Annotated in this window: 20 protein-coding genes; 13 read left to right on the top strand and 7 right to left on the bottom strand. The window is 69.0% G+C overall.

The genetic code is table 11. From position 1 onward, the window contains the following. Positions 1-17 precede the first annotated feature (17 nt). The 7 genes from Q333_RS0100775 (at position 18) to Q333_RS0100745 (ending at position 6,754) form a co-directional block, all read left to right on the top strand. Positions 18-650 (top strand): phosphoribosylanthranilate isomerase, encoded by a 633-nt coding sequence (locus Q333_RS0100775; RefSeq protein ID WP_029414838.1) that lies wholly within the window; start codon positions 18-20, stop codon positions 648-650. A gap of 81 nt (positions 651-731) precedes the next feature. Further along, a complete protein-coding gene (gene trpB / locus Q333_RS0100770) occupies positions 732-1,916 on the top strand; it encodes a tryptophan synthase subunit beta (protein ID WP_407059707.1) in 1,185 nt (394 codons plus the stop codon). A 2-nt stretch (positions 1,917-1,918) separates the two neighbouring features. Beyond that, positions 1,919-2,353 carry a hypothetical protein gene (locus Q333_RS0100765; protein WP_051651021.1) on the top strand — a complete coding sequence of 145 codons (435 nt, stop codon included), beginning with the start codon at positions 1,919-1,921 and terminating at the stop codon, positions 2,351-2,353. Continuing rightward, positions 2,350-3,180 (top strand): tryptophan synthase subunit alpha, encoded by an 831-nt coding sequence (gene trpA, locus Q333_RS0100760; RefSeq protein ID WP_029414835.1) that lies wholly within the window; start codon positions 2,350-2,352, stop codon positions 3,178-3,180. Before Q333_RS0100765 ends, trpA begins: the two co-directional genes overlap by 4 nt. 10 nt (positions 3,181-3,190) lie before the next feature. Further along, positions 3,191-4,090, top strand: coding sequence for an acetyl-CoA carboxylase, carboxyltransferase subunit beta (gene accD, locus Q333_RS0100755; RefSeq protein WP_029414834.1), 900 nt, complete (start codon positions 3,191-3,193; stop codon positions 4,088-4,090). Positions 4,091-4,094: 4 nt separating this feature from the next. Beyond that, positions 4,095-5,372, top strand: a complete 1,278-nt coding sequence (locus tag Q333_RS0100750) for a bifunctional folylpolyglutamate synthase/dihydrofolate synthase (RefSeq protein WP_029414833.1) — start codon at positions 4,095-4,097, stop codon at positions 5,370-5,372. 242 nt (positions 5,373-5,614) lie between these two features. Further along, entirely contained in the window at positions 5,615-6,754 is a 1,140-nt protein-coding gene (locus Q333_RS0100745) for a serine hydrolase domain-containing protein (protein WP_084175585.1), read from the top strand. A 4-nt stretch (positions 6,755-6,758) separates the two neighbouring features. Here Q333_RS0100745 and Q333_RS0100740 read toward each other — a convergent pair whose 3' ends face one another. Beyond that, on the bottom strand, positions 6,759-7,934 hold the full coding sequence (locus Q333_RS0100740; RefSeq protein ID WP_029414831.1) for an acetyl-CoA C-acetyltransferase: 1,176 nt from the start codon (positions 7,932-7,934) through the stop codon (positions 6,759-6,761). 180 nt (positions 7,935-8,114) lie between these two features. Here Q333_RS0100740 and trhA point away from each other — a divergent pair, with 180 nt between their 5' ends. The 3 genes from trhA to Q333_RS0100725 all read left to right on the top strand — a co-directional run bounded on the left by trhA (position 8,115) and on the right by Q333_RS0100725 (position 9,908). Beyond that, positions 8,115-8,825 carry a PAQR family membrane homeostasis protein TrhA gene (gene trhA / locus Q333_RS0100735; RefSeq protein WP_029414830.1) on the top strand — a complete coding sequence of 237 codons (711 nt, stop codon included), beginning with the start codon at positions 8,115-8,117 and terminating at the stop codon, positions 8,823-8,825. An 87-nt stretch (positions 8,826-8,912) separates the two neighbouring features. Continuing rightward, a complete protein-coding gene (gene phaR, locus Q333_RS0100730) occupies positions 8,913-9,542 on the top strand; it encodes a polyhydroxyalkanoate synthesis repressor PhaR (protein WP_029414829.1) in 630 nt (209 codons plus the stop codon). 3 nt (positions 9,543-9,545) lie between these two features. After that, positions 9,546-9,908 carry a hypothetical protein gene (locus tag Q333_RS0100725; protein ID WP_029414828.1) on the top strand — a complete coding sequence of 121 codons (363 nt, stop codon included), beginning with the start codon at positions 9,546-9,548 and terminating at the stop codon, positions 9,906-9,908. A 316-nt stretch (positions 9,909-10,224) separates the two neighbouring features. Here Q333_RS0100725 and Q333_RS0100715 read toward each other — a convergent pair whose 3' ends face one another. From Q333_RS0100715 to Q333_RS0100690, 5 genes are all read right to left on the bottom strand, one after another. Beyond that, positions 10,225-10,917 (bottom strand): rhomboid family intramembrane serine protease, encoded by a 693-nt coding sequence (locus tag Q333_RS0100715; protein WP_051651020.1) that lies wholly within the window; start codon positions 10,915-10,917, stop codon positions 10,225-10,227. A gap of 78 nt (positions 10,918-10,995) precedes the next feature. After that, a complete protein-coding gene (locus Q333_RS0100705; RefSeq protein ID WP_035293460.1) occupies positions 10,996-11,385 on the bottom strand; it encodes a DUF1801 domain-containing protein in 390 nt (129 codons plus the stop codon). After that, entirely contained in the window at positions 11,382-11,585 is a 204-nt protein-coding gene (locus Q333_RS0100700; RefSeq protein WP_029414825.1) for a hypothetical protein, read from the bottom strand. The genes Q333_RS0100705 and Q333_RS0100700 overlap by 4 nt, the downstream gene beginning before the upstream one ends. Then, complete coding sequence (locus Q333_RS0100695) at positions 11,582-12,031, bottom strand: SRPBCC family protein (protein ID WP_245591444.1); 450 nt, start codon at positions 12,029-12,031, stop codon at positions 11,582-11,584. Before Q333_RS0100695 ends, Q333_RS0100700 begins: the two co-directional genes overlap by 4 nt. After that, positions 12,028-12,351 carry an ArsR/SmtB family transcription factor gene (locus tag Q333_RS0100690; protein ID WP_029414823.1) on the bottom strand — a complete coding sequence of 108 codons (324 nt, stop codon included), beginning with the start codon at positions 12,349-12,351 and terminating at the stop codon, positions 12,028-12,030. Before Q333_RS0100690 ends, Q333_RS0100695 begins: the two co-directional genes overlap by 4 nt. Before the next feature lie 329 nt (positions 12,352-12,680). Between Q333_RS0100690 and Q333_RS17175 the strand changes: the two genes are divergently transcribed. Both Q333_RS17175 and Q333_RS17485 read left to right on the top strand, forming a co-directional pair. Then, positions 12,681-13,322 (top strand): DUF433 domain-containing protein, encoded by a 642-nt coding sequence (locus tag Q333_RS17175; RefSeq protein WP_162175560.1) that lies wholly within the window; start codon positions 12,681-12,683, stop codon positions 13,320-13,322. A gap of 29 nt (positions 13,323-13,351) precedes the next feature. Beyond that, complete coding sequence (locus Q333_RS17485) at positions 13,352-13,726, top strand: DUF5615 family PIN-like protein (RefSeq protein WP_157072322.1); 375 nt, start codon at positions 13,352-13,354, stop codon at positions 13,724-13,726. Between the two features lie 12 nt (positions 13,727-13,738). On the opposite strand, the gene clpB is transcribed toward Q333_RS17485, so the two are convergent. After that, positions 13,739-16,324, bottom strand: coding sequence for an ATP-dependent chaperone ClpB (gene clpB / locus Q333_RS0100680; RefSeq protein WP_029414822.1), 2,586 nt, complete (start codon positions 16,322-16,324; stop codon positions 13,739-13,741). Positions 16,325-16,742: 418 nt separating this feature from the next. Between clpB and Q333_RS0100675 the strand changes: the two genes are divergently transcribed. Then, positions 16,743-17,387, top strand: coding sequence for a LysE family translocator (locus Q333_RS0100675; RefSeq protein WP_029414821.1), 645 nt, complete (start codon positions 16,743-16,745; stop codon positions 17,385-17,387). Positions 17,388-17,435 lie beyond the last annotated feature (48 nt).

The raw sequence follows: 17,435 nt of genomic DNA, 5'->3' as shown, positions 1-17,435 counted from the left end.
GGCTGCACCTCCCGTGCATGACCCGTGTGAAGATCTGCGGCCTGACCACGGCCTATGCCCTCGATGTCGCGCTGGATCATGGCGCGGCCTTCGTCGGGGCGGTGTTTTTCGCCCGCAGTCCCCGAAACCTCTCGCCGGAGGACGCCCGGCCGTTGTTCGAGAGGGCGCGGGGACGGGCGGCGATCGTGGCGGTGACCGTCGATGCCGCTGACGATGTTCTGGACCGGATCGGCGCGCATCTGAGGCCCGACTTCGTGCAATTGCACGGGCGCGAGACGGTCGCGCGGGCCGCGGAGGTGCGGAGGCTGACCGGAGCGGGGATCATCAAGGTGCTGCCGGTCTCGACGCCAGCCGATCTCGACGGAGCGGCCGAGTGGGAGGATCGCGCCGATCACCTGATGTTCGACGCCAGGCCGCCCGAGGGGTCCGATCTGCCCGGCGGCGTAGGCGCGTCCTTCGAATGGGCGATGATGCGGGGGCGAACGTTCCGTCACGACTGGTTTCTGGCGGGCGGACTGACGCCGCAGAACGCGGCCAAGGCTGCGGCGATCAGCGGCGCGCCCCTGCTGGATGTGTCCTCTGGCGTGGAAAGCGCCCCCGGTGTTAAGGACCCCGCCCGGATCGCGGCCTTCCTGAAGGCCGTGGCCTGACCTTTCCTTCTGGCCGTATTTCGGCCCCTGCGCCGCTCGAGGCTGACGTCCGTGAACGCCATCATTCCCAACCAGTACGCCATGCCCGACGCCGACGGCCGTTTCGGCCCCTATGGCGGGCGCTTCGTGGCCGAGACCCTGATGCCGCTCGTGCTGGAGCTGAACCAGGCCTATGAGGCGACGAAGGGCGATCCGAGTTTCCAGGCCGAGCTGGATGACTTTCTGACCCACTATGTGGGGCGGCCCAGCCCGCTGTATCTGGCCGAACGCCTGACGGCGCACCACGGCGGGGCCAACATCTGGTTCAAGCGCGACGAGCTGAACCACACCGGCGCGCACAAGATCAACAACTGCATGGGCCAGATCCTGCTGGCCATGCGGATGGGCAAGAAGCGGATCATCGCCGAGACCGGCGCGGGCCAGCATGGGGTGGCGACGGCGACCGTCTGCGCGCGCTTCGGCCTGCAATGCGTGGTCTACATGGGCGCGGCGGACGTGGAGCGGCAGTCGCCCAACGTCTTCCGCATGAAGCTGCTGGGCGCCGAGGTCATTCCGGTCACCAGCGGGCGCGGCACGCTGAAGGACGCGATGAACGAGGCCCTGCGCGACTGGGTCACCAATGTGGCCGACACCTATTACCTGATCGGCACGGCGGCGGGGCCGCACCCCTATCCGGCCATGGTCAGGGACTTTCAGTCCGTGATCGGGCGCGAGACCAAGGCCCAGATGCAGGCGCGGCGCGGCAAGCTGCCGGACGCCGTGGTGGCGGCCATTGGCGGCGGCTCGAACGCCATCGGCCTGTTCCACCCCTTCATCGAGGACGCCGGCGTGCGGCTGATCGGGGTCGAGGCGGCGGGGCGCGGCCTGGAGGGGCCGGACCATGCCGCGTCGTTGCAGGGCGGGCGACCCGGGGTGCTGCACGGCAACCGGACCTATCTGCTGCAGGACGAGGACGGGCAGATCCTGGAGGGGCATTCGATCTCGGCGGGGCTGGACTATCCCGGCATCGGGCCGGAGCACGCGTGGTTGAAGGACATCGGCCGGGCCGAGTATCGCGCGGCGACCGATGTCGAGGCGCTGGAGCATTTCCAGCTGTGCTCGAAGCTGGAAGGCATCATTCCGGCGCTGGAGCCCAGCCATGCGCTCGCCCGGATCGGCGAGATCGCGGCCGAGGTGGGCCAGGGCGGCGACGTGGTGCTGAACATGTGCGGGCGGGGCGACAAGGACATCTTCGCCGTGGCGAAGCATCTGGGCGTGGAGTTGTGAGCATGAGCCTTTCGATCCTGATGGCGGCCGTTCTGGCCCAAGCTCAGACCCCGGCCCCGACGCCCGCCGCGCCGCTGGACCTGACCGTCCCGCCCGTGGCCGGTGTGAGCGCCGATCCGACCTGCGCCGGCCGCCCGCCGTTGGCCGCCATCGCCACCTGCGTGGTGACGACCCAGGCGGCGGTCGAAGGAGTGATCGACGCCTGGAGCGCAAGCTTTTCCGAGCAGGGCTGGCTGGCGGCCGGCGGCGATGACAACCGCGTGGTCTACATCCGACGACGGCCCGAGGGCGGCTGCGACGGATTTCAGGTGATGGCCTTCGCAGACGGCACGGTCGCCGCGCCGGCGGCTCCGGCTTACCTGGCGATGGCGGCGATCCCTGGCGACGTCTGCGCCGCCCAGCCGACGACGCCTTCCGCTCCCACTGCGCCGCAATGACCACATCCCGCATCGACGCCCGCTTCGCCGCGCTGAAGGCCGAGGGGCGCGCCGGTTTCGTCGCCTATGTGATGGCGGGCGACCCCTCGCGCGACGAGGCGCTGGAGATCCTGCGCGGCCTGCCCGCCGCCGGAGCCGACATCATCGAACTGGGCTTTCCGTTCAGCGATCCCATGGCCGAGGGGCCGCCGATCCAGCGCGCGGCGCTGCGGGGGCTGAAGGCCGGGCTGACGCTGAAGGGCACGCTGGAGCTGGCGCGGGCGTTCCGGGACGGCGACGCGGATACGCCGCTGATCCTGATGGGCTATCTCAATCCGATCGAATCCTACGGCTATGACGCCTTCGCGGCCGACGCGGCGGCGGCGGGCGTGGACGGGGTGATCGTGGTCGACTGCCCGCCGGAAGAGGCCGATCCCCTGACGGACGCGCTGGACGCGAACCGCCTGTCGCTGATCCGCCTGGCCACGCCGACGTCGGACGACGCGCGGCTGGAGGTCGTGGCGCGGCGGACCTCGGGCTTCGTCTACTATGTCTCGGTCGCGGGCGTGACGGGGGTGAAGGAGGCGCAATCGGCCTCGGTCGCTCCGGCGGTCGAGCGGGTGCGCAGGGCCTCGGGCCTGCCGGTCGCGGTCGGCTTCGGGGTCAAGACGCCGGAGCGCGCCGCCGAGATCGCCCGGGTGTCGGACGCCGTCGTGGCCGGTTCGGTGCTGGTCGATGAGGTGGCCGCCGCTCTGGAGGCCGGTGAACCTGCGGCGCCATGCGTGCTGGCCAAGGTGCGCGGCCTGGCCGAGGCCGTGCGGGGTGCGCGCGTTCCGGAAACCGTCTAAGAGCCCGCCGATGGCCGACAAGACCCCTCCCAAACCTCCCCAGGAAAAGCGCGGCGGCTGGCTGAGCCGCTTCGCGCCCGGCGTGCGCAAGATCGTCAGCCGCCGCGACACGCCCGACAATCTGTGGGTCAAGGACCCGGATTCGGGCGACATGCTCTATCGCCCCGACCTGGAGGCCGCCCTGTGGGTGACGCCGTCCGGCCGGCATATGCGCATCAACGCCAGGCAGCGGCTGGGCTACACCTTCGACGGCGGTGAATTCGAACCGATCGATACGCCGGACGTGCCCGAGGACCCGCTGAAGTTCTCGGACGGCAAGCCCTATCGCGAGCGTCTGGCGGCGGCGAGGAAGGCCACGGGCCAGAAGGACGCTATGGCCATCGGCTATGGCGAGGTCGGCGGCAGCCCCTGCGTGGTCGTGGTGCAGGACTTCACCTTCATGGGCGGGTCGCTGGGCATGGCGGCGGGCGAGGCCTTCATCGCCGCGGCCCGGGCGGCGCTTCAGCGCGGCGTACCGCTGGTGTGCTTCACGGCGGCGGGCGGGGCGCGGATGCAGGAGGGCGCGCTGTCGCTCATGCAGATGGCGCGCACGACGCTGGCGGTGCAGGAGTTGAAGGACGCCCAGCTGCCCTACGTCGTCGTCCTGACCGATCCGACAACCGGCGGGGTGACAGCGTCTTACGCCATGCTGGGCGATGTGCATCTGGCCGAGCCGGGGGCGCTGATCGGCTTCGCCGGACCGCGCGTGATCGAGACCACCATCCGCGAGAAGCTGCCGCCGGGCTTCCAGCGCTCGGAGTATCTGCAGGAAAAGGGCATGGTCGACCGCGTCGTCGCCCGCGCCGACCTGCCCGAGACCCTCGGCCGCATCCTGTCGATGCTGATGGGCGGACGGCGCAAGGCGGCCTGAGGCCGTGGACCCCGTTTCCGCACGCCTGCGCGCGCGTCATCCGCAGAAGATCGACCTGTCGCTGGACCGGATGCGGACGCTGTGCGCCGTCCTGGGCGAGCCGCAGCATCGGCTGCCGCCGGTGATCCATGTGGCGGGAACCAACGGGAAGGGATCGACCGTCGCCTTCCTCCGGGCGATGGCCGAGGCGGCGGGCCTGAAGGTCCATGTCTACACGTCGCCTCATCTGGTGCAGTTCAATGAACGCATCCGACTGGCGGGGCGGCTGATCGAGGACGATCATCTGTCGGCCATCCTGGACCGCATCGAGGCGGTGCGCGGCGTCGAGACCACGGTGTTCGAGAGCACGACGGCCGCCGCCTTCGTGGCCATGAGCGAGACGCCCGCCGACCTGGCCATCGTCGAGGTCGGGCTGGGCGGGACGCTGGACGCGACAAACGTCATCGAGCGGCCGCTGCTGAGCGTCATCACCCCGGTCGACCTGGATCACGCCGAGTTCCTGGGGACCGACATTGGCCAGATCGCCGGCGAGAAGGCGGGCATCCTGAAGGCGGGCGCGCGCGGGATCGTCGCGCGTCAGGCGGAAGCCGCCATGGCGGTGATCGAAGCCAGGGCGCGCGCCATGCAGACGCCCCTGACCGTCATGGGCACGGACTTCGACGCCTGGGCCGAGCGAGGCGGCATGGTGTTCCAGAACACCGAGCGGTTCCTCGATCTGCCCGCGCCCGCGCTGGCGGGGCCGCATCAGGTGGCCAACGCCGGGCTGGCGGCGGCGGTGGCGCTGGAACTCGACTTGCCCGAGACGGCGATCGCGGAAGGCATAGCGGCGGCGCGCTGGCCCGCGCGGATGCAACGGTTGACGGCCGGTCCCTCTGGCGCGACGGCCAGAGCAGCGGACGCCGAGCTCTGGCTGGACGGCGGGCACAATCCGCATGCGGGCCGGGCGCTGGCGGAGGTGCTGGCCGAGCGTCAGGCGCGGGCGCCCCGGCCATTGGCCCTGATCGTCGGCATGCTGGCCAACAAGGACCACGGCGGCTTCTTCGAGGCGCTGAAGGACAGCGGCGCGCATGTCTTCACCGTCGGTTTCGAGGGGGCCGCGGCCGATCCCGAGGCGCTGGCGGCGGTGGCGCGCGGGCACGGCCTGGGCGCCCAGAGCGCGCCGTCGGTGGGCGAGGCTCTGGATCGAGCCATTCGGCTGGGGGCCGGGCGGGTGGTGATCTGCGGGTCGCTGTATCTCGCGGGCGAAGTGCTGGGCGCGGATCGGGCGACCTGGCCGGATTAGGACGACCGCCTTTCAGCTAATGCCGTCATCCTCGGACTTGATCCGAGGATCGGATTGTCAGCGGGCTCGAACAGCAGGATTGGCCCAAACGTTACTGCGACGCGCCTCTGCAGGAGCAGTCTCCACGTCCGATCCTCGGATCAAGTCCGAGGATGACGGAGAGTTCGTAGGCAGCACCAACGTCAAGGACGCTTGACATTTTGACGGCGCGCGGCAGAACCTTCGCCGCAGGAGGTTCCCGCATGATCCGTCGATCCCTGCTCGCCCTGGCCTGCGCACTCGGCCTCGTCGGCCCGGCCGCCGCCCAGACCGTCTCGCCGCTGCCGGCCGATCTGCAGGTGCTGTTCTGGCCCGCCGAGCGGCGCGAGCAGGACCTGCGGCGCATGCCCGAGCTGATCCCTCATGCCCGCATCGAGCCGTCGCCGACGCCGCGCCCCCTGCCGCAGGGCGAGGCGCTGGACTTCGACCCGAGCGCCTTCATGGAGAGCCAGAGGGTGGCCGGCCTGCTGGTCATCCAGGACGGGCGGGTGCGGATGGAGCGTTACGGCCTTGGCCTGACGGCGCAGGACCACTGGGACAGCTTCTCCATGACCAAGTCCCTGACCTCGACCCTGGTCGGGGCGGCGATCGCGGACGGGGCGATCCGAAGCCCCTATGATCTGGTCACCGACTACATCCCCGAGCTGGCGGGCGGGGCCTATGACGGGGTGCAGATCGCCCACGTCCTGACCATGACGTCCGGGGCGCGCTGGAACGAGGACTACGTCGATCCGAACTCCGACGTGGCGCGCTTCTATCTGACGCCGCCCCCGGCCGACATGGACGCGACCGTCGCCTATCTGCACGCCCTGCCGCGCGAGCATCCGCCCGGCGAGCGGTGGCATTACAACACCGGCGAGACCAATCTGATCGGGGTGCTGGTGGCGCGGGCCACGGGGCGGCCGCTGGCGGAGTATCTGAAAGAGAAGGTCTGGGACCCGGCGGGCATGGAAGGACCGGCCTTCTGGATGCTGGACGCGCAGGGCAAGGAGGCGGGCGGCTGCTGCGTCTCGGCGAACCTGAGGGATTGGGGCCGGGTCGGACTGATGGCGCTGGAGCGGGGCGCGGTCCCCGGCGGCCAGATCGCCACGCAGCGCTGGTTCGAGCGGGCGACCGCCCAGATGGTCGACTTCCCCGAGAACGACCGGGGCTATGGCGCTCAATGGTGGACGCGCGCCGATGGCACACAGTTTGAGGCGTCCGGCATCTTCGGCCAGATGATCCACGTCGATCCGGCGCGGAACCTGGTGGTCGTCTTCCTGTCGGCCTGGCCCAGCGCGACCAGCCGCGAACGCTCCGACGAACGGCAGGCGTTTCTCAGGGAGCTGAAGGCCGCGCTCTAGGGTCTCAGACCCGCTCGACGCACATCGCCACGCCCATGCCGCCGCCGATGCACAGGGTGGCCAGGCCCTTCGACAGGCCCTCGCGCTTCAGCTCGTGCAGCAGGGTGGTCAGGATGCGGGCGCCGGACGCGCCGATCGGGTGGCCGATGGCGATGGCGCCGCCGTTGACGTTGACCTTGGCCGGGTCGAGCTCCAGCTCCTGGAGCACGCACAGACTCTGGGCCGCGAAGGCCTCGTTGGACTCCACACGGTCGAGGTCGGCGACGCTCCAGCCGGCCTTCTGAAGGGCCTTCTTCGACGCCGGGATCGGACCCGTGCCCATCACCGCCGGATCGACGCCCGCCGTGGCCCACGACGCGATGCGGGCCAGCGGTTCGAGGCCGCGTGACTTCGCCTCATCCGCCGTCATCAGCACGAGCGCGGCGGCCCCGTCGTTCAGGCCGGACGCATTGGCGGCCGTGACCGTGCCGTCCTTGATGAAGGCAGGCCGCAGCTTTTCCATCGACTCCAGGGTCGCGCCGTGGCGGATGTATTCGTCCTTGTCGACGACCACGTCGCCCTTCTTGCCGGCGATGACGACGGGCGTGATCTCGGCGTCGAACTTGCCGCCGGTCTGCGCCGCCTCGGCCTTGTGCTGGCTGGCGAGCGCGAAAGCGTCCTGGTCGGCGCGAGTGATCTGCCATTTCTCGGCGATGTTCTCGGCCGTCTGGCCCATGTGATAGCCGTTGAAGGCGTCCCACAGGCCGTCCCGGATCATGGTGTCGATCAGCTGCAGGTCGCCCATCTTGTGGCCGCCCCGCAGATACTGGGCGTGCGGCGCCAGGCTCATGCTCTCCTGACCGCCCGCCACCACGACCTTGGCGTCGCCCAGCGCGATCTGCTGATAGCCGATGGCGACGGCGCGAAGGCCGGAGCCGCAGATCTGATTCAGACTCCAGGCGGGCGTTTCCTTCGGAATGCCTGCGCCCATCGCCGCCTGACGCGCTGGCCCCTGACCGGCGGCGGCCTGAAGCACATGGCCCAAAACGACCTCGTCGACGTCGGCTGGATCGACCCCCGCCCGCTCCAGCGCCGCCTTGATCGCGATGCTGCCCAGCTGCGACGCGGGCAGCGACGACAGGGCCCCCAGGAACGAACCCACGGGCGTGCGGGCGGCGGAGACGATGACGACGTCGGTCATGGGCGATCCTTGATCGGAGCTTGACGGGCGGGGAGGCCGTTAGGGGATCGACAAGTTTGCGTGGCGTTTCTGCCGCATCCGGCGGCTTTCGTCACCACCAGCGCGGCCGTTCAGGTGAAAGTCATCGTCTTCGACCAATATGGATGGAACGACAGGCAGAACCGCCGGGTTGAAGCGACCATGCTGGAAGCGATCCGAAGCCACGTCCGCCGCCTCTGCACCCCCGATCAGATCGATCTGGAGGAGCATTACCAGTCGCCCAGCGAACACATTGCCGATTTGGTGGTCCACACCGTGGGCCTGACGCTGGCGGCCGTGGGCGGGATCGTGCTGGCGGTATTGTCGGCGCTGAACGGCGGGGTCGGCGTGGTGATGGCGACGGCCATCTACGCCCTGTGTCTGGTGGCCATGCTGACGGCCTCGACCGTCTACAACCTGACCCGGCCCTGCGCGGCCCGGCCGGTTCTGCGTCGGCTGGACGAGGCGGCCATCTTCCTGATGATCGCGGGCAGCTACACCCCCTTCACGACGCAGCGGTTCGAGGGCTGGTGGGCCATCGGCTTCACCCTGGTGGTCTGGGCGATCGCGTTTGCGGGCGTGGCGGCCAAGCTCGTCTTGCCCCGGATTTCCGACGCCTTCTGGAGTGGGGTCTATGTGGTGTTCGGCTGGATCGCCGTGATCGCGCTCAAGCCCATGATCGACACGGTCCACCCGATCGCGCTCGGCCTGCTTGTGCTCGGCGGCCTGATCTATACGGCGGGCGTCTTCTTCTTCATCTCGCCCAAGCTGAAGTACCGTCGCGCCATCTGGCACGGCTTCGTCGTGGCCGGCGCGGGCGTCCACTGGGCGGCCGTGCTGGTGGGCGTGGTGCTGGCGCCCAACCTGGCCTGAAGACCCCCGCGACACGAAACCGTCATGCCCTCTTTCGCCGGGCGCCGCGCTGCGGGATAAGGGCCACTGCACTGCAGGGATGGAACCGTGGCCGACAGCACCCAGCCGAACGGCAAGGCGAAGGACGGCGAGGCCGTCGTCATCAAGAAGTACGCCAACCGCCGCCTCTACAACACCGCCAGCTCCGCCTACGTCACGCTCGACGACCTCGCCCGCATGGTGCGCGAGGGGACCGATTTCGTGGTCTATGACGCCAAGACCAATGAGGAGCTGACCCGTCAGATCCTGACCCAGATCATCTTCGAGGAAGAGAGCCGGGGGCAGGCGCTGCTGCCCGTCCAGTTCCTGCGCCAGCTGATCGGCTTCTACGGCGGCCAGATGGAAGGCGTCCTGCCCAGCTATCTGCAGATGTCGCTGGAGAATTTCTCGCGCCAGCAGGAGACCTTCCGCGAGCAGATGACCAAGGCCGTCGGCGTCATGCCGGGCGGCATGATGGGCGCGGGCATGATGGAGGCCGCCGCCAAGCAGAACATGGCCATATTCGAACAGGCCATGAAGATGTTCCCGGCCTTCGCGCTGGGCCGCAGCGCGCCGTCGGAGCCGGCGGCCCACGCCGCGCCCGCGCCCGCCGCCAATCCGGCGCTGGATGAGATGCGCCGCCAGATGGACGAGATGCGGGCCCAGATCGAGCGGCTGGCGTCCTCGCGGGGCGCCTAGGCCATGACGCGCGAGGTCGGCCCCATCCCACCGGTCGGCCCGCGCGATCGCCGCGAGACCGAGCGCCGCACCGCCGCCGACCGGCGCGCGGCGGCGCAGGGCGGCAAGGGGCCTGCGTCGGCCTCCACCCTGCCCGTGCGCGTGCAGGAGACGATCGAACCGGCACATCCTGCCGAGGATCATGCGCCTCTCGACCCCGCCGCCGCCTTCGCCGCCCAGCTGATCGGCCAGTCGGGCCAGAAGCGCGGCCTGAAGGGCGGGCCGCCCGTGCTGGACCAGGCGCGCTCGACCTATCTCGGGGCCGAATATTCCGGCGAGAAGGACCGCCGTCCGCCCGCCGGGGTGGTGAGGAAAACCGAGGTCTGACGCCCGGCGATCTGGCCCGGGGCTTGCAGGGACGGGGGCGACCGTCCCTTCGCCTCTCGAGCCTCGCCCATGTTCGTCACCTCCGCCCTCTCGGCCGCCGCCCGCGTCTTCGACATCGCCGTGGTCAGCCTGATCTTCGCCGTGCTGCTGTAGGGCCGGGGCGGTCCCCGAAGACGGGGTACATACGGTGCAAGGAGTGCAGGTAGTCCACGCAGTCCATGCAGTGCATGGAGTCCATGCGGTGACGCCTGGAGAAGGCCGCGATCCCATCGGGGATCACTCTAGCCGAGCTCTACGTCAAGATCGGACGTAGCGTTCAGACGCGCGGCCCCCACGGCCCCATCGGTGGCGGCGGCGGGCGGCGCGGCAGGAACTGGGGGCCGAGCAGGATGCCGAACAGATAGCCGCCCAGATGCCCCTCCCAGGCGATGCCGCCTGGCGCGCCAGTGGCGGCGGCCAGACCGTTGATCAGAAGAACGAGGATGGCGTTCGAGATCGCGAAGTCGCGCGTGACGCGCAGCGCATGGGGCGACCACAGGGCCTTGTCCGGCCCGCCTTCCGGGTCGATGCGGGCGAGCAGGCCCCAGAGCGCGCAGATGGCCCCGGACGCGCCGACCATGGGCAGGGTCTGGTCCAGGTTCATGGCGATGAACAGCCCGGCCGAGGCCAGGCCGCCCAGCACGAAGAACAGCAGATAGCGCACGATCATCGGCAGGCCGCCCCGCCCGCGCCTCATGGCCCGGACCACGATGGGGCTGAAGGTCAGGAGCGCCAGGGTGTTCATGATCAGGTGCGGCAGGCCCGCGTGGCTGACCATGTGGGTCAGGATCGTCTCGTAGCGACCCTCGTTCAGCGCCGGGATCGACAGGGCCCAGGGGATGGGGCCGCCATTGGCGATCTGCCACCCCGCCACGGCGGCGAACAGGGCGCCCAGCAGGTATCCGGGCCACGCGCCGTCACCGGCGCGCGGCCGGTCCGTCAGGCGCGAGAGGGCGGTGGAGCGGGACATGGATCAGCAGATGGTCGGCGCGTGGCGGGGGCGCCAGAGGACGCGCGGTCGCGGCGCGGACGCTTCCCCGCGCGGGGTCTAGCGCGCGCCGGCCAGGTTGTGGGCCACGGCGGCGCGGACGAGGGCGGTCAGTGCGGCGGCGTCGAGCGTCTGGCCTTCGCCCAGGTCGATGGCGCGCCGCGTCGCCCCGGCGTCGTCGAGGTTGAACAGGCCCGCAGGGTCCGGCAGGGCCCCGCCCTGGAAGAAGGTCAGCTTGAGGCGGGTCTTGTAGATTTCGCCCGTGCAGACGATGCCCGCGCGCTCCCACACCGGCACGCCGGAGGGATTGCTCGCCTTGCGCCACTTGATCGTCTCGACGATCTCCGGGTCGGCCGCGCGGATGACGGCGCGCAGTCGCGACAGGGTCTCGCCGCGCCAGTCGCTGATGGCGGCGAGATTGGCGTCGATCTCGGTCGAGGCGTTGGTCACGCGCGCCTCCGCACCAGATAGGGCGCGGCGAACAGCCATGCGCCCGTGCCCATCAGGCCGAACAGGGGAATCAGCGTCACGATCCACAGCCACTGGGCCTGCCAACCGAACGCCAGACCGACCAGGTTGGCCAGCACCAGGACCATGAAGGCCAGCGACAGGGCGCGATGCACGGGGCGGGCCCAGGCGGGTGAGGTCATGTGTCGTCTCCATCGTTCGTCAGAAGGGTGTCGAGGGCCTCCAGCATCTTGGCCCAGCCGAAGCGGGCGCCGCCGGACGCCTGTTTCTGTTCTGGGCGGAAGCCGGTCTGCTCGACCCGCAGATGCGACCCTTCGGCCGTGGGGGTGACGGTGAAGGTCACCACGCTTCGCAGGTCATAGGCGGGGTCCGGGTGGGCGTGGTTCCAGCTGTAGGCCAGCACCCGCCCGGGCTCGATCTCCAGCACCTCGCAGTCGAGCACCCCGCCCCAGTCGCCGGTCAGGGTGAAGCGGTGGCCGACGACCGGCTGGAAGTCGCCGCGCATCAGCCACTCGGCCATCAGGTGCGGCGTCGTCAGGGCGCGCCACAGACGGTCGGGCGAGTGGGCGTAGGCGCGCTCGATCGTCACGGTGCGCAGGTCGGCGGAGGTCGTATCGGCGGGCATCATTGGTCCATCCGGGTCATGAGGTCGTCGAGCGCATCCAGGCGGCCCTCCCAGAAGTCGGTCATTTCGCGGGTCCAGTCCCTCAAGGGGGCCAACGCCTCGGGCCGGGCGCGACAGCGGGTGACCCTTCCCTCGGGCCGCAGCTCGACCAGGCCGGCGCCGCTGAGGATGGCCAGATGCTTGGACACCGCCGGCTGGCTGACGCCCGCGCGCGCCGTCAGGGCCCCCACGGTCTGCTCTCCCTCGCGGCACAGCGCCTCGAACAGGGCGCGGCGGGTCGGATCGCCGAGGGAGCGGAACAGGTCGTCGGGGGCGCGGACCAATACATCACCTTTGGGTTATGGGTTGACGCATAACTGGTGGGTGATGGGTGAGTCAAGCGGTCCCTCTCCAGGAGGGAGAGGGCTTGAGGCTCGCAGAGCGCAGCGATGCGCCGGCCGAAAGGGTGAGGGTCGCCTGCTGGGGTGGACGCACCCCGCGACGGCTCACGCCGACTGCGCCATCCGACCTTCATCCGTCCGCTTTTGGCGTACCGCACGTTTAAGAATTTCGTGCAACACGACCGGCAAGGTGCCACTTTCGGCAAATCACTATGCCAGCGAGGTCCGTCGCAGAGCTGGCCATTCATGCTCAGCTGGAAGGGAGGTCGACGATGTCTAGCGTTATCAGTGCCTTCAGTGCCGAGCAGGCTGAGCGACTGACTGGGCTCTCGGCAGCGCAACTTCGTGAGTGGGACGGAGCAGGTTTTTTCCCACCGTCCTATGCTGCTGCAAACCGTCGGTCGCCTTACAGCCGCGTCTACTCATTTGAGGACATTGTTGGCCTAAGGGTCCTCAGCATCCTTAGAAACACGCATCGGGTGTCCCTGCAGCATCTGAAGACTGTCGCGCGCGAGCTGGCCAATTACGCTCCACGGCCTTGGTCTGAGTTGACCCTCTATGTCCTCAATAAGGAAGTGCACTTCCGCAACCCGAGTGACGGTCTTGTCCAAGGAGCCGTGAGCGGTCAACTCGCTGTTCCTATACAAATTTCGTCCGTGGTCGAAGATGTGAAGGCCCGGGCAGAGAAGCTACGTGAACGCAGCATTTCAAGCGTCGGGCAAGTCGAACGTCATCGCTTTGTTGTTCACAACGAGGCGGTGATCGCCGGCACGCGTATTCCAGTCAGCACGATCCGCAGCTTTTCTGATGCGGGCTATTCCGTGGATGATATCCTTCGGGAGTATCCCTCGCTCACGCGAGAGGATGTAAAGACCGCACTCTCGGCAACCGCCGGTTTGACTCGCGCAGCTTAGGTGCGTCCTAATCGGCATGAATGCGATTCATGCTCGACGAGAATGTGCCGGAAGGAGTTGCAGACACCCTCCGTCGTCTGGGGCATGACGTAATTCGCTCTACGGAAGTCGTTGTACCTGCCTCTCCTGATCAGATAGTCGCGACCGCAGCCCAAGAAGGTGGCTGGATCCTGGTGAGCCACGACCGCGACTTCAAGCGTATCGAGCGTCTATGCTCGGAGGGTCAGCAAGAGCGATTTCCAACGCTGAGCCGATTGCAGCTCTCTTGCCCGGAACCTCTCTCAGCATCACGAGTGGAGATGTTCATTTCAATCGTTGAGGCAGAGTTTGAGCGTGTCCAGCAAATGGAGGACCGGCGTCTGATGATGGACATCGGTGAGCGCCGCATCCGCATCTTTAGGTGAACGACCCTGCTCCTAATGCACCCGCGCCTTCCCGATCTCCAACCCGTCCGCCCCCGCTGACACGGCGATCACCGAGCCGTCCTCCAGCTCGCCGGCCAGCAGCTTCTTCGCCATCGGGTCGACCAGCTCCTTCTGGATGACGCGCTTCAGCGGGCGCGCCCCATAGACCGGGTCGTAGCCCTTGTCGGCGAGCCAGGCCGAGGCGCTGTCGTCAAGCGCCAGCGTCAGGCGGCGGTCGGCCATCAGCTTTTCCAGGCGCTGGAGCTGGATGCGGACGATGCCGGCCATCTGGTCGCGGCCGAGGCGCCGGAACAGGATGATCTCGTCGATGCGGTTCAGGAACTCGGGCCGGAAGTGGGCGCGGACGGCCTCCATGCCGAAGGGGCGGACGGCCTCTACGTCTTCGCCCTCGCCCTGGTCGGCCAGCGCGGCCGAGCCGAGGTTGGAGGTCATGATGATCAGGGTGTTCTTGAAGTCGACCACCCGGCCCTGACCGTCCGTCAGGCGGCCGTCGTCCAGCACCTGCAGCAGGACGTTGAAGACGTCGGGGTGGGCCTTTTCGACCTCGTCGAACAGGACGACCTGATAGGGGCGCCGGCGCACGGCCTCGGTGAGCGCCCCGCCCTCGTCATAGCCGACATAGCCCGGAGGGGCGCCGATCAGGCGGCTGACCGAGTGCTTCTCCATGTATTCGCTCATGTCGATGCGGGTGATGGCCTGGTCGTCGTCGAACAGGAAGGCGGCCAGGGCCTTGGTCAGCTCGGTCTTGCCCACGCCCGTGGGGCCGAGGAACAGGAAGGAGCCGAGCGGGCGGTTGGGGTCGTTCAGGCCGGCGCGGGCGCGGCGGACGGCGTCGGCCACGGCGGCCAGAGCCGCGTCCTGACCCACCACGCGGCCGCGAAGGGCGTCCTCCATTTTAAGCAGCTTCTCGCGCTCGCCCTCCAGCATCTTGTCGACGGGCACGCCGGTCCAGCGGCTGACGACCTGGGCGATCTGTTCGGCGTCGACGACCTCGGGCGTCAGCGAGGCAGCGGCCGCCTCGGCGCTCTCGGCCTCGGCCAGCGACTTCTCGATCTGGGGGATCTGGCCGTAGGCGATCTCCGACGCCCGGGCGAGGTCGCCGTTGCGTTGTGCGCTGGCCAGTTCGGCGCGCAGGCGGTCCAGGGTTTCGCGCAGCTGGGCGCCCTGGCCGACCTTTTCCTTTTCGGCCTTCCAGCGCCGGGTCAGGTCGGCGGACTCGATCTCCAGATCGCTGATCTCGTCCTCGAGCTTTTCGAGGCGCTGGATCGACGCGGCGTCGGTCTCCTTCTTGAGGGCCTCGCGCTCGATCTTGAGCTGGACCAGCCGGCGGTCGATCTCGTCCAGTGCCTCGGGCTTGGAATCGACGGCCATGCGGACGCGCGACCCGGCCTCGTCGATCAGGTCGATGGCCTTGTCAGGCAGGAAGCGGTCGGTGATGTAGCGGTTGGACAGGGTGGCGGCGGCGACGATGGCGCTGTCACTGATGCGCACGCCGTGGTGGACCTCGTACTTCTCCTTCAGGCCGCGCAGGATGGAGACGGTGTCCTCCACCGTCGGTTCGGAGACAAAGACGGGCTGGAAGCGGCGAGCCAGGGCGGCGTCCTTTTCGACGTGCTTGCGGTATTCATCCAGGGTGGTGGCGCCGACGCAGTGCAGCTCGCCGCGGGCGAGCGCGGGTTTCAGCAGGTTGGACGCATCCATGGCGCCGTCCGTCTTTCCGGCGCCGACTAGGGTGTGCATCTCGTCGATGAAGAGGATGATCTGGCCCTCGGCGGCCGTGACCTCGCCCAGCACGGCCTTCAGCCGCTCCTCGAACTCGCCGCGATACTTCGCCCCGGCGATCAGGGCGCCCATGTCGAGCGCCATGACGGTCTTGTCCTTCAGGCTCTCGGGCACGTCGCCGTCGACGATGCGCTTGGCCAGGCCCTCGACAATGGCGGTCTTGCCGACGCCGGGCTCGCCGATCAGGACGGGGTTGTTCTTGGTGCGGCGGGCCAGGACCTGGATGGTGCGGCGGATCTCCTCGTCGCGGCCGATGACGGGGTCGATCTTCTGGTCGCGCGCGGCCTGGGTCAGGTCGCGGGCGTAGCGTTTGAGCGCGTCATAGGCGTCCTCGGCCCCGGCGCTGTCGGCGGTCTTGCCCTTGCGGACATCGGCGACGGCGGCATCCAGTTTGTCGGCGGTGACGCCCGACGCCTTCAGCGCATCGCCGGCCGGGCCGCCCTCGCGCGCGATGGCGGACAGGATGCGTTCGGTGGTGACGAAGGCGTCGCCGTTCTTCTTGGCGGCTTCTTCCGCCTTGGCGAACACGCGGGCGGTGGCGCCGTCGAGATACAGCTGGCTGGTGGCGCTCTCGACCTGGGGGCGCTTTTTCAGAAGGGCTTCGGCCCCCTCGGCGGCCTTGGCGGGGTCGCCCCCGGCGGCGGTGATCAGATTGCGGGCCAGGCCGTCTCGTTCTTCCAGCAGGACCTTGAGCAGGTGCTCGGGCGCGAACTGCTGGTGCTTGCGGGCGAGGGCGAGGGTCTGGGCCGACTGGACGGCCTGTTTGGCGCGGTCGGAATAGAGGTCGAGATTCAAGGCCTATCCCCGTGTGAACAGCGGAAGCTGTCCAGCGCGCCCTCTGATGCAAGCGACGCGCCGGACCGATGCCGATCAGTTGGGTGTGGCGAAGGGGACACACAAGAGGGCAGCGCATCTGCGGGTCGCGAAGGGTTCGTCACAGCGAGCACAAACGAAGGCACGGCGAACACAACGGGACCGAGCGCGTGGCGAAAGCAACGATCATCGGCCTCAGACCTGTTGCAGGAGGAGGGACGCTTCGCGTCGATCCGCGCGGCGGCGAACGCCGCCTTTCAATCACTCCGGCGATTGAATCGAGATGACGCCCCGACCACCCGCTTGGTCTCGCCGTGCCCGTTGCGCCTTCGTTGTGCTCGCTGTGATGAACTTTCCAACCGCAGGACAACGCCGCCGTCGAATGCTCTAGGGTAGGGCCATGCCGCACGACCTCTGGCCCGTCGATCCGTCCGTCGTCCTGCCCTTTCTGGTGGCGGTTCTGCTGATCGAGCTGACGCCGGGGCCGAACATGGGCTGGCTGGCGCTGGTGTCGATGGCGCAGGGGCGGCTGGCGGGACTGGCGGCGGTGGCGGGGGTGACGCTGGGGCTGGCGGTGTGGATGGTGCTGGCGGCCGTCGGGTTGACGTCGGTGCTGCTGGCGTTTCCGGCGTTGTATCAGGCCGTGCGGTGGGCGGGGGTGATCTTCCTGCTCTGGCTGGCATGGGAGGCCTGGGCCGGGGCGGGCAAGGCGGCCGAGGATATGAGCCGCGATCCGGAGAAGCTGCGCGGCCTGTTCCTGCGGGGTCTGACCGGCAATCTGCTGAACCCCAAGGCGGCGGTCTTCTATGTGGCGCTCTTGCCGACCTTCATCCGGCCGGATCACGCCTCGGCGATGGCGCAGGCCCTGACGCTGGGGAGCCTGCACCTGATCGTCAGCGTCCTCGTGCACGGCGCGATCGTGCTGGGCGCGGCGGCGGCCGGGGCGGTTGTCATGCGCCGGCTGCGAGGCCTGTGGGCCGGGCGCGCGATGGCGGCGGGGATCGCGGCGGTGGCCGTCTGGATGGCCTGGGCGACGCGGAGTTGAAGGCACGCGGTTTGCGCGGCGGGGGTTGAACCTGCCTCAGGAGCCTGT

The sequence above is a fragment of the Brevundimonas bacteroides DSM 4726 genome, from assembly GCF_000701445.1.
Lineage (GTDB): Bacteria > Pseudomonadota > Alphaproteobacteria > Caulobacterales > Caulobacteraceae > Brevundimonas > Brevundimonas bacteroides.
Note: the sequence above shows the minus strand (reverse complement) of the source record. Positions and strands in the feature narration are given on the sequence as shown.

Coding starts and splice junctions, on each gene's coding strand:
- Q333_RS0100695 (WP_245591444.1), bottom strand. CDS start 12,031: ATGATGCCCGCCGATACGACCTCCGCCGACCTGCGCACCGTGACGATC.
- Q333_RS0100775 (WP_029414838.1), top strand. CDS start 18: ATGACCCGTGTGAAGATCTGCGGCCTGACCACGGCCTATGCCCTCGAT.
- Q333_RS0100740 (WP_029414831.1), bottom strand. CDS start 7,934: ATGACCGACGTCGTCATCGTCTCCGCCGCCCGCACGCCCGTGGGTTCG.
- Q333_RS0100700 (WP_029414825.1), bottom strand. CDS start 11,585: ATGACCTCACCCGCCTGGGCCCGCCCCGTGCATCGCGCCCTGTCGCTG.
- trpA (WP_029414835.1), top strand. CDS start 2,350: ATGACCACATCCCGCATCGACGCCCGCTTCGCCGCGCTGAAGGCCGAG.
- Q333_RS0100715 (WP_051651020.1), bottom strand. CDS start 10,917: ATGTCCCGCTCCACCGCCCTCTCGCGCCTGACGGACCGGCCGCGCGCC.
- Q333_RS17175 (WP_162175560.1), top strand. CDS start 12,681: ATGTCTAGCGTTATCAGTGCCTTCAGTGCCGAGCAGGCTGAGCGACTG.
- Q333_RS0100745 (WP_084175585.1), top strand. CDS start 5,615: ATGATCCGTCGATCCCTGCTCGCCCTGGCCTGCGCACTCGGCCTCGTC.
- Q333_RS17485 (WP_157072322.1), top strand. CDS start 13,352: ATGCTCGACGAGAATGTGCCGGAAGGAGTTGCAGACACCCTCCGTCGT.
- Q333_RS0100725 (WP_029414828.1), top strand. CDS start 9,546: ATGACGCGCGAGGTCGGCCCCATCCCACCGGTCGGCCCGCGCGATCGC.
- accD (WP_029414834.1), top strand. CDS start 3,191: ATGGCCGACAAGACCCCTCCCAAACCTCCCCAGGAAAAGCGCGGCGGC.
- Q333_RS0100675 (WP_029414821.1), top strand. CDS start 16,743: ATGCCGCACGACCTCTGGCCCGTCGATCCGTCCGTCGTCCTGCCCTTT.
- Q333_RS0100765 (WP_051651021.1), top strand. CDS start 1,919: ATGAGCCTTTCGATCCTGATGGCGGCCGTTCTGGCCCAAGCTCAGACC.
- trhA (WP_029414830.1), top strand. CDS start 8,115: ATGCTGGAAGCGATCCGAAGCCACGTCCGCCGCCTCTGCACCCCCGAT.
- trpB (WP_407059707.1), top strand. CDS start 732: ATGCCCGACGCCGACGGCCGTTTCGGCCCCTATGGCGGGCGCTTCGTG.